The sequence below is a fragment of the Bradyrhizobium sp. th-b2 genome, from assembly GCF_000426785.1.
Lineage (GTDB): Bacteria > Pseudomonadota > Alphaproteobacteria > Rhizobiales > Xanthobacteraceae > Bradyrhizobium > Bradyrhizobium septentrionale.
Map to the genome: position 1 here is coordinate 1 of NZ_AUGA01000124.1, position 9,535 is coordinate 9,535.

The window sequence follows — 9,535 nt, forward strand, 5'->3', positions numbered from 1 at the left end:
CAAGGGATACCGCGGCCATGACGCACAGAACCCGCGCCGCGTCTTCATCTCCGGCCAGAAGCGCGGCGTCTTCGGCACTATCAAGCGCCAGCTGCGGCGCCGCTCCGCTATCGAGCCCGTGATCGGCCATTTGAAGGCTGACGGACACCTCGGCCGCTGCTACCTCAAAGGCCGCGCCGGCGATACCGCCAACGTCATCCTCTCCGCCGTCGGTTACAACTTCCGCCGCATCCTCGCCTGGCTAAGGGCTCTTTGGTACCTCTTCCTGGCTGCCTTCTTCTCAGTCACCAGCCACCGCACACCACTCAAATCGGCTTCTTAACCGACGACTAACTGATCACGGATGTAGCGGCCGAAGCTGAATCCATCGACCGCATGTTGATCGATCAAGGTCTCGTCATAAAGGCTCATAAGTTCGATAGAGCAACCATCGAACTGAACGAGCTGCATGCACGTCCCCCATGGATGCCTGCCGAGGGGGCGTGGTGCGAAGCCAAGCGCTGCACAACGGTCTGACGTCGAGGCCAGATCACGGACGAGCAAAAGAGGATGGTCGATGCCAGAAGGCGGTCATGATAGCTCCGGATGGGGACCTGCTCAAAAGCCCGAGAACGACGTGGTGGAACGAGGTTTCTGGCGGGCAGGAACCCCAGCGACGGTCGTTCCAGGCGCAACGGGGGTCAGAACGATCGAACCGGCCGCGACGACGCTTCCCTCGCCGATATCGATTCCGCCCAGGATGATCGTGCCGGCGCCGATCGTGCATCCACGCCGCAAGCGGGGATGGCGGCGGTCGCTGCTATCCTTCAGGGTGCTGCCGGGCGTGACGCCATGCCAGATGCTGACATCGTCCTCAATCTCCGCAGTCTCCCCGACAACGAAACCCAGACCGTGATCCAGCCAGACTCCGCGGCCGAATACCGCTCCGGGATGAATGTCGGTCGCGAAGGCTTGACCGAAGATCGTCTTCGTTGCTAGTGCGAGCTCTTTTCTACCTCCACGCCAGAGCGCATGTGCCACCCTATGCGCGAGGACGGCGTGAATGCCTCTTGAGAACAACAGGGTCTCAATTTCTCCGCCCGGCTCGAAATTTCGCACCGTCGTGACCGCGACGTCGATCATCGACGCGCGCGGCACGTCGGGATCTCGTCGGAACACTTCCGTTGCAGTCGTCAGGACAGCCCGCCTCGCCTGAGGTTCCTGAACGGCGTTGGCAAGCACTGCTGCCATGAGGTCCCTAGCGTACGACATGGAGCCGAGGTCGAGCGACAGAACGTCGAACACCGACGCCTCCCGGCCCGCCAGGTCCCAGCCTTGGCTGAGAAGGCGGCTGCCCTCGGGATCAAAAGAGCCGGAGACGTCAGATTTGTCGGTTGCGGCGATACTCAGATCTATTGCTCCCGCGCCGGGATAGCGGTCAGCGCACTGTGTCAGTCGATGAAGGAAGGAACGGGGTGAGTGGCGGCGAGCTGCCGCAGCGTCTCGAGACGCGCCCGATCCAGCGGGGCGCCTGGTCCGGCGGCAAAGATCAATGCCAGCTCTTGGCCGATCTGCGAAAAATCATCCATGCCGAGGCCGCGAATCGTCAGGCCCACGGTTCCGAGACGGAAGGCCGTGCGTGGTTTTCCTGAGCGGTCAGGCGCCCGCATGGCATTTCCCAGGATGCCATACTCGCCGAGCTTCGCGACCAGTTCCGCTTGCGTCCAGAGCTCGCCGGTAAACGCCATGACCATGTGCGAGTCGGTGCCGCCGGTGTATAGGACCACCCCGCCCTCTTCGAGGCCCGCCGCCAGAGCCTTCGCATTCGCAAGGACGTTACGCATGAGTTCGGCGAAGGCCGGGCGGGTGATCATCTCCATCTGAACGGCCCTGGCGGCGATCAGATTCGCCGCTGCCGGCCCCTGCAGGCCAGGGAATATCGCGGCGTCGATTTCGGCGCCGAAGCGATTCTTGGCGAAGACGAATGCGCCATTCCGCGGTCCGCAGAGCGTCTTCTGCGTCGAGGTCGTCGAAACGTCCGAAAAAGGAACCGGATTAGCGTGCAGGCCGGCCGCAATCAGCCCCGCCACGTGCGCGATGTCAGTGAACAGGAGCGCGCCCACTTCATCGGCGATGGCGCGCAAGGCCGCAAAGTCGATTTCCCGAGGATAGGACGATGGACCGGCAATCAGGATATGCGGTCGCGTCTTGCGCGCCATGTCCCGAGCGTGATCGAGGTCCACCATGCCAGACGGCGTGACGCCGAAGGATGTGACCTCGCGATTAGAGCCGGTGATATGACGCATTGCCCCATGGCTAACGTGGCCGCCCGCAAGCTCGTCGAACATCAGCAGCCGCGCCCCGTCCTCTCGAACAACCGCGCGCAACACCGCTACGTTGGCAATGGTCGAAGAGAGCGCCTGTACATTCGCGTATTCGGCGGCGAACACGGCTTTGGCCCGCTCGGTCGCGAGAACCTCGATCGCGTCAAGATGTTCGCAATTCGCGACAATTCTTCGGCCGGGTAAGCCAATTGCAGCGCGATTGACGAGATGGGTCCCCTCAATCTGCCGAAGTCCCAGCGGGCAATAGGACACGGAGGCGATCAGGTTCAGCGACCGCACCTCGAGCGCGCGGTCATCTCCAATTAGCTCAACGACATCGGCGCCGAGTTGTGCCGCATCGGCAGAGAAGATGCCTTGCCAGCCGCTGTCGTTCGGTTGGGTCGACAATCTCTTGTTCATCGCTCTCGTCATTATGTCACCTTTTCGGTTTGGTCAGTTAGGCTCGACGGGCACCGCCGCGAACATTTTTCGCGCACTAGTGCCGCAAGACACGGGACAGGAAGGTACGGGTTCTCTCGTGTGACGGACGGTCGAAAATCGCGCTCGGCGTCCCGATCTCGAGAATCCGACCGTAATCGATGTAGACGACCCGATCTGCGACCTCGCGAGCAAAGCCCATCTCATGAGTCACAATCATCATCGTCATGCCTTCTCTTGCAAGTTCTCGCATGACGTCGAGGACTTCTCCGACCATCTCGGGGTCGAGGGCGGATGTCGGTTCGTCGAACAGCATGATGTGGGGTTCCATCGCCAGCGATCGCGCAATCGCGACGCGCTGCTGCTGGCCGCCCGACAGTTGCCCGGGAAACTTGTGGGCATGATCGCGCAAGCCCACCCGCTCTAACAGACGCAAGCCTGTTGCACGGGCTTCGGCAGGCGTTTTCTTACGGACGCGAACGGGGGCGATCGCAACGTTGTCGATCGCGCTCATATGCGGAAAAAGGTTGAACTGCTGGAACACCATGCCCACCCCTTTGCGGATATTGGCGAGCTCCTTCTCTCCACCGATCTCCCGGTCGGCTTCAGTCGGCATGTCGAAGCCGTCAACCCGCAATCGGCCGCTTTGGTACATCTCCAGACCGTTGACACACCGGATGAGCGTGGATTTGCCTGATCCGCTCGCACCGATGATGACGACGACCTCGCCTCGCGCCACCTCAAGATCGACGTCCTTGAGTACATGGAATAAGCCAAAGGATTTGTTCAAACGCGAAAGGGTGACGATGCTGTCTGTCGACCCAACCGAAGGCTGCTGTTGGTTAGCGCTCATCGCGCCCCCCTTGCGAGATAGGCTTCGAGCCGGCGCGAGGCGTAGGTGATCGTCGCACCGACGGTGAAATAAACCGCGAGCAGGAAGACGTAGATCTCGTAGATCCGTCCGCTGTTCTGCGGATCGGCAAGGATCATCTGACCGGCGCGTAGAAAATCTGTAAGGCCGATGATGAAGACCAGCGTGGCTCCGTTAAAAATGTCCAGAACCTGACCGACCAGCGCAGGAACAACCACGCGTAAGGCTTGTGGAAGGACAATGTCGACGTTGATGGTCCAGGTGCTCATCCCAAGCGAATTAGCCGCTTCGACCTGACCTTTGGGAAGTGCCTGCAGTCCACTGCGAACGTACTCCGCGACATAGGCGGCGTAGAACAGCGCAAAACCCGCCATGCCACGAAGAAGGCTTGGAACTGACGTGTTCGGCGCGAGAAGTGGAACCACGATCCAGATCCAGTAGACTACGAGGATCAGGGGGACGGACCGCATGATCTCGATATAGGCCGTGCAGATCACGCGCAGGCTCGCGATACGGCTCTGACGGCCGAATGCGAGGAGGATGCCAAAAGGTAGCGTCAGAACCGAAGTTGTGAGCGTCAGGATGACGCTCAGCAGCAACCCGCCCCACGTCTCCAGCCCCGGAGGCGAAAAGACGAAGAAGATCGCCGCTAAACCGAGCAACATTGCCGGCGCAGCCAGTCGCCGCGCTCGAACGGACAGGGAGACCGCTTGCCACACGCCGACGCCGATCCAGGCACTGGCCGTGATGAGCGCCCCATGCGCGGCTCCCACGCTGAAGGAAGCAATAATTCCGGCGGCGGCGCCTAGAATGGCGAGAACCGCCAGAAGACGTCGCGGCGGCTGCATGGAGAGACCGAGACCAGCGCCGAGCATCGCGGAAAGCACGGTCACGGAGAACCATGCGCGCCATAGTTGGTCAACAGGATAGATGCCGACCATCAGCACCCGCATGCTGCCGGTCAGCACATGCCAGCGGGCATCGACGAGCACCCATTTTGCGAAAGCGTAGATGACCCATGCCGAGATCGGGATAACGAAGACAGATAGCACCGCGTCGAACGGTTTGGCGAAGAGGTTGCGGTGAACCCACCGCAGCGCGACGACGTTCATCACGAGCCTCCTCGCGCGTTCGCTCGCGCATTGATCAAGTTCATGCAGGCACTGATGATCCAGCTCAAGACGAGATAGGTCAGCATCACGATGATGACGCCTTCCAGATTGCGCCCGGTCTGGTTTGAGACCGTGCCGGAGACGTTGAAGAGGTCCGGATACCCGATCGCGATGCCAAGAGAGGTATCCTTGGTCAGGCTGATGTAGCGATTGGCGAACGAGGGCAGGACAACCCGGAAGACCTGTGGAAGGATGATGTCGCGCAGCGTGTGCGACCTGGACAGGCCGAGCGCCGCGGAGGCTTCCCATTGCCCCTTCGGCAGCGCATCAATCGCGCCACGAACGATTTCCGCGACATAGGCCGAGCTATTCACCACGATGGCGAGAAGGATCGCGGTCATTTCCGGCGTCAGCACCGTTCCGCCGTTCGCTCCGAAACGCGTCGCGACCGGCAGGTCGAGGGCAAGTGGAAAGCCAACGATGATGGATCCGGTCACAGCTGCGGCCGAAGCGGCACACAGCGCGGCCTTCGTGGCTCTATGACCTACGAACAGCGCTGCGAACGCGGCCCCAAAGCCGCAAACAAGTAGGCTCCACGAAACGGGAGAGGCAACGTCCGAAACGGCGATTCCCGGCAGGAAAACTCCAGAGCGGCTCGCGATCAGGCCGCCAAACCAGCTGGAAGCGGCGTCGGCTGGCGGAAAGCGGAGGACCACCGCGAAATACCAAAACACGATCTGAATGAGCAGCGGCGTGTTGCGTACGCACTCCACCAGCCCGAAAGAGAGATTTCGGACGAGCCAGTTCGTCGACAGGCGGCCGATCCCGACGATGGTCCCGAATGCGGTGCTGAGAAGAATGGCGGAGAGTGTCACCTTGAGCGTGTTGCCCAAGCCAGCGAGAAGAGCCTGCGCATTGGTGTCCGTGGAGGAAAACGGCCTGAGGATGGGGCGCAGGCTTTCGAAGGCTATCACGACGCCCTCACTGAGACTGATCCCCGCCGAATTCCAGAGATAGCCGAAGGAAAACTGGATGCCCTTCTGCGCAAGCGCGTGACGGACGGAACACCCGAACCAGACAACCAGAGCGACCGCGACGCCGACGATTGCGGCCTGCTGCAGATAGCGCCTGGTCAGCAGCAGAAGCCGATGACGAGGTGGACCGGAGAAGGGTATGTCCGTCGTTTGGATCGACATGGGGTTGGCATCCCTTGGACAGGCGCAAGCCCGAAGGCTTGCGCCTGAGGCCTGACTCAATTCCAGGGGGGCGAGTATTCGGCTCCGCCCTTCGTCCAGGACGCGTTGGGGGTGCCGGCGCGGTCGATGAAATAGGGCGTCGTTGGTCCGAGATTTCGGTCGTAGATTTCGCCGTAGTTGCCGACCGCCTTCACCATCGTCGCGATGAAATCGTCGGCCACTCCGAAGTCCTTTCCGAAGCCGCCCTTCACACCGAGGAACTTCTGGATGAAGGGATTCTCGTCCTTCAGTTTATCGGCGATATTCACCGACGTAATGTCCCACTCTTCTGCCTGGAAAAGGGCGTACGTCACCCAGCGCAGCAGGTTGCGCCACCTGGAATTGTTGGCGGCCACGAAGCCGGCAAACGGCGACTTATCGAGGGTCTCCGGCAGAATCACGTAGTCGGCCGGCTTGGCCGAATTTCCTCGCCATGCAGCGAGCGCGGACTTGTCTGTTGACATCGCATTACAACGCCCACCTTCGAGCGCGCCAAACAGCTTCTCTAGGTTCTCAAAAGTGAGGACCTTCGTGTTTTTGAAGCCACGTTGTCTGATGGTTCCGGCGAGCGTGCTTTCGGTACCGGAGCCCTGGGTCGTGCAGATCGTCGCGCCGTCTAGCTCCGCTACCGACTTCACGCCGGAGGCAACCTTCACCATGACGCCGGTGCCGTCGTAGAAACTGATCGGCAGGAAATCGATACCGATGGCTGACTCGCGCACCGGCTTGACCGTGGTGTGTGCGAAGACGACGTCGACCTGGCCGGTCTGTAGAGCGTTGAACCGACTCTTGTCGGTCACGACTACGAAGTTGACCTTCGCGGCGTCGCCGAGCACAGCGGCCGCCATCGCCCGACAAAAATCCACGTCGAGGCCTTCCATCTTGCCAGTCTTCGTATTGAGGTAGCCGAAGCCCGGCGCGGTGTTGTCCGTACCGCAGTTCAGGATGCCGCGTTGCTTGACTGTGTCCAGCACGGCGGCCGAAGCAGCGCTCACCCAAAGGCTTGCAGCCGCGGTTAGCCCAGCGGCAAGAAGTTTCCCGTATTTCATGACGCAATTCCCCTGCTATTCGTTAGGTCATCGATCGAACCCGGCAACGAAATCGCGCCCTATCTCCTGCCGGATGGGTTTGTTCCCGCATGGAACCATGCGAAAATTTTCTTCCACGAGTTGCGAATTCGAGATCGCCGTGGTTCCTCGAGCTCGGTCCGCTACCGTCGCCTCACGGAAGCTTCAGCCTGATAGCCAAATTCCGTCGTGATCAAGGGGAAAGGGGCGCCCCTCTCACAATGAGCAGGCTAGGCGCAACTATGAATACAGGTCTACTTAATTAACATTGACATATACGTTAGAGAAATTGCATGATTAAGGACTGAGCAAAACCCGAGTTCACCGCATGGACTTTGCCCGCCTGCGCACACTTCGCGAGCTGTCACTGCGAAAAACAATGGCATCGGTGGCCGACGCCTTGTTTATCTCGCCCTCCGCTGTCTCTCAGCAGATTGCTTTGCTCGAGGACGAAGTTGGGATTGAGCTTGTCGAGCGCCGCGGGCGAGGCGTCCGCCTGACTCCCGCAGGCGAGCGCCTCACCGAACATGCAGGAAGGGTGATCGGCATCCTGGAGGAAGCCAAGACCGACCTGGCGGAACTCAAGCGCACCGTTGCGGGAGAGCTGCGCGTTTCGGCTTTTCCATCGGTGGCAGCGTCATTGATTCCTCGGACGATGCGGGCCATGGCCAATCGCTTTCCAGACCTTGCGACGACCTTCGACGAACTTGAGCCAATGGACGGCCTAGCCGCTCTCCGCGCCTGGCAGACGGACGTCGCCATCGTGGATGATTTGACGACCGCGCCAGGAATTCCCGAGGCGACGGTTGAAATGCTTCATCTGCTCGATGACAGCCTCCACGTCCTACTTCCCGAAGGCCACCCGCTCGCGGATCGCCCGTATGCCACCTTGCGTGAACTGAGCGAAGAGAAATGGGCGCTCGACACGGCCTCGATCACCTATTCCAATGTCATTGTCAAAGCCTGTAGGGACACTGGCTTCGATCCCGTCATTAATGGGCACTGTCACGGCTTCGAAGTGGTGCGCGCCTTGATCGAGGCCGGATGCTCGATTTCGATCATTCCAGGCCTTCGGGGCCGCGACTACGTTGGAAAGCTCTGTCTGAAGGAGATCAGGCCGACCATCGCGCGAAAAATTTTCGTGGCGTACCGGCGTGGCGAGAAGCGCAACCCCGCAATAGCCGCCTGCATTTCAGAGCTTCAGACGGTTGTCAGCTCGCTTCCGTCAGCGAGTTGGCTCGTTTCCGCAGATCGAGTCGTTCAGACACTCGCAGACTAGGCAGGCTGCGTAAATTGTCGGCCGATCTCGCGTCGAGATAGATCCGCTCTTGGCGCATGAAAACCTCCTTTAAGGACGGAAGATAGCTCCGGCGGACGGAATCGGACGCCTATGGCGTCCTGATCATCCGCGAATGTGAGATTCGTGTTCGCTAAAGCCGACTCTTGAAACTCGCTGCCCGTGTCGTCGAGACCACGAGCCGCATTCGCCTTGCGTTTGCCGCGGCCTGTCCCGAAGCCGACCTGATCCGCGGCTTGCCAGGCGCGCTGCTGCCGCTCGGTCCTTGACCGGCGGGGCGTGCGCCCCCCGTTCGCCCAACCTACACCTCAAGCGCGTTGCGAAGTACCGGTCGTCGGGCGGTGAAAAGCCGAAGGCAATCCCGCGCGCCTCGTCAGAGCCGATGTGCGGCCACATCAAGCGGACTAAAAAAGCACTCTCACGAATAGGACGGGCTAGCGAGACTGACCACCTTGCCCCCCGAGAGGCTCAATTCTCAAGGGTGCGAGCAAAGAGTATCGCGGAGAAGGACTGCACCGCACCTACCTGGATTGGTGGCAGCCGAATCCCACCATTGGTCTATGCTGGTCCTTCAGGACTTGCAGATTTAGGAGAGATTAGGAGAGACGAGAATGGCTAAACGCGCACGCATTCGCTACGTCAGAGCGGCGAGGATTCTTGCCGCGAATCAGGAGCGAAGATGACGAAGAGGAGTCGCCGGACGCATTCTCCGGCACCGCTTATTGGCTGATGCTGACCGTGCGCGACGCGATTCCCAAAGTCCGGGAATTGGCCACTGCCGAGTTCGCGACGCTGCGTCTTCGGCTTCATTCACGGCAAGGTGGCTTTGGCGGCCGTGAAGGGGGAGAAGACGTTGGCCGAGCTGGCGCAACTGTTTGATGTCCATCCGAACCAGTCTGTCGCCGAGCCGCTTGCGCCAATGGCTCAGGTCCGAGCGCTCGTGCGGGAATGCGTGCTGGAAGAACTCTTCGCCAGTGAAGTACTGGAAATACGGGTCGTGGACCCAGCGTTCGCATACCCCCTCATCGGACAGCCCGTAAATGTGCTTGAGCAACAACAGCCCGATCACGAAGCGGGTCTCAATCCCCGGCCGGCCGTTCTCGCTGTAGAGCGGCGCGATCTCGCCGTCGATCCAGTCCCAATCGATCTTGCCGGTGAGCCGGACCAGCTCGTGCTTCAGATTGATGATCTGGTCGAGCCGCGCCCGGAAAA

Annotated in this window: 9 protein-coding genes and 2 pseudogenes; 3 read left to right on the forward strand and 8 right to left on the reverse strand. The window is 60.6% G+C overall.

The window, feature by feature from the left end; genetic code table 11:
* Nucleotides 1-322: pseudogene (locus K359_RS55815) on the forward strand (IS5/IS1182 family transposase); the annotation flags it as partial.
* On the opposite strand, the gene K359_RS60245 reads toward K359_RS55815, so the two are convergent.
* The 7 genes from K359_RS60245 to K359_RS0144950 form a co-directional block, all read right to left on the reverse strand.
* On the reverse strand, nt 319-558 hold the full coding sequence (locus K359_RS60245) for a VOC family protein (RefSeq protein ID WP_084518801.1): 240 nt from the start codon (nt 556-558) through the stop codon (nt 319-321). The pseudogene K359_RS55815 and the gene K359_RS60245 sit on opposite strands and share 4 nt — an antisense overlap.
* A 39-nt stretch (nt 559-597) precedes the next feature.
* Nucleotides 598-1,284, reverse strand: coding sequence for a serine O-acetyltransferase (locus tag K359_RS55820; protein WP_051346798.1), 687 nt, complete (start codon nt 1,282-1,284; stop codon nt 598-600).
* Nucleotides 1,285-1,430: 146 nt separating this feature from the next.
* On the reverse strand, nt 1,431-2,723 hold the full coding sequence (glyA, locus tag K359_RS0144930) for a serine hydroxymethyltransferase (protein ID WP_051346799.1): 1,293 nt from the start codon (nt 2,721-2,723) through the stop codon (nt 1,431-1,433).
* 76 nt (nt 2,724-2,799) lie between these two features.
* Nucleotides 2,800-3,594, reverse strand: a complete 795-nt coding sequence (locus tag K359_RS0144935; protein ID WP_051346800.1) for an amino acid ABC transporter ATP-binding protein — start codon at nt 3,592-3,594, stop codon at nt 2,800-2,802.
* Nucleotides 3,591-4,724, reverse strand: coding sequence for an amino acid ABC transporter permease (locus tag K359_RS0144940; RefSeq protein ID WP_029084901.1), 1,134 nt, complete (start codon nt 4,722-4,724; stop codon nt 3,591-3,593). The genes K359_RS0144935 and K359_RS0144940 overlap by 4 nt, the downstream gene beginning before the upstream one ends.
* A complete protein-coding gene (locus K359_RS0144945) occupies nt 4,724-5,920 on the reverse strand; it encodes an ABC transporter permease subunit (protein WP_029084902.1) in 1,197 nt (398 codons plus the stop codon). The genes K359_RS0144940 and K359_RS0144945 overlap by 1 nt, the downstream gene beginning before the upstream one ends.
* Nucleotides 5,921-5,976: 56 nt before the next feature.
* A complete protein-coding gene (locus K359_RS0144950) occupies nt 5,977-7,008 on the reverse strand; it encodes a transporter substrate-binding domain-containing protein (protein ID WP_029084903.1) in 1,032 nt (343 codons plus the stop codon).
* Nucleotides 7,009-7,354: 346 nt separating this feature from the next.
* Between K359_RS0144950 and K359_RS55825 the strand changes: the two genes are divergently transcribed.
* Both K359_RS55825 and K359_RS65310 read left to right on the forward strand, forming a co-directional pair.
* A complete protein-coding gene (locus K359_RS55825; RefSeq protein WP_051346801.1) occupies nt 7,355-8,305 on the forward strand; it encodes a LysR family transcriptional regulator in 951 nt (316 codons plus the stop codon).
* Nucleotides 8,306-8,469: 164 nt separating this feature from the next.
* Nucleotides 8,470-8,592 carry a transposase gene (locus K359_RS65310; protein WP_051346802.1) on the forward strand — a complete coding sequence of 41 codons (123 nt, stop codon included), beginning with the start codon at nt 8,470-8,472 and terminating at the stop codon, nt 8,590-8,592.
* Between the two features lie 596 nt (nt 8,593-9,188).
* Here K359_RS65310 and K359_RS55835 read toward each other — a convergent pair.
* Nucleotides 9,189-9,535: pseudogene (locus tag K359_RS55835) on the reverse strand (transposase); the annotation flags it as partial.

Excerpts from the sequence above, each read along its gene's own strand:
- glyA (WP_051346799.1), bottom strand. The coding sequence starts at position 2,723 with ATGAACAAGAGATTGTCGACCCAACCGAACGACAGCGGCTGGCAAGGC.
- K359_RS0144935 (WP_051346800.1), bottom strand. The coding sequence starts at position 3,594 with ATGAGCGCTAACCAACAGCAGCCTTCGGTTGGGTCGACAGACAGCATC.
- K359_RS0144940 (WP_029084901.1), bottom strand. The coding sequence starts at position 4,724 with ATGAACGTCGTCGCGCTGCGGTGGGTTCACCGCAACCTCTTCGCCAAA.
- K359_RS0144945 (WP_029084902.1), bottom strand. The coding sequence starts at position 5,920 with ATGTCGATCCAAACGACGGACATACCCTTCTCCGGTCCACCTCGTCAT.
- K359_RS0144950 (WP_029084903.1), bottom strand. The coding sequence starts at position 7,008 with ATGAAATACGGGAAACTTCTTGCCGCTGGGCTAACCGCGGCTGCAAGC.
- K359_RS55825 (WP_051346801.1), top strand. The coding sequence starts at position 7,355 with ATGGACTTTGCCCGCCTGCGCACACTTCGCGAGCTGTCACTGCGAAAA.